This is a genomic window from Bradyrhizobium sp. Kon56, assembly GCF_055807635.1.
The window spans coordinates 1-284 of the sequence record NZ_JBVVOU010000372.1 but is presented as its reverse complement, the minus strand read 5'-3'; the positions used below and the strand labels follow the sequence as shown (position 1 = coordinate 284).

Here is a 284-nt window from a genome sequence, read left to right as displayed (position 1 = left end):
ATCGGCTCGTGCACCAACGCCCGTATCGAAGACCTGCGCGATGCCGCCCGCGTAATCGGCGGCAGGCGCGTCGCCCCGCACGTGCGTGCGATGGTCGTGCCGGGCTCCACCGAAGTTCGCGATCAGGCCGAGGCTGAGGGCTTGGCCGCTATTTTTCGGAACGCGGGGTTCGAATGGCGTCAATCGGGCTGTTCCATGTGCCTGGCCATGAACGACGACGTGCTCGCGCCGGGAGACCGTTGCGCCTCCAGCACCAACCGCAATTTCGAAGGCCGCCAGGGCGC

At 67.3% G+C, this 284-nt stretch carries 1 protein-coding gene; it reads left to right on the top strand.

Annotation, left to right across the window (positions count from 1 at the left end):
- Positions 1 to 284 (top strand): aconitase family protein (locus AC0L3B_RS39350; protein ID WP_473383177.1); only part of this gene is annotated, 284 nt, incomplete at both ends.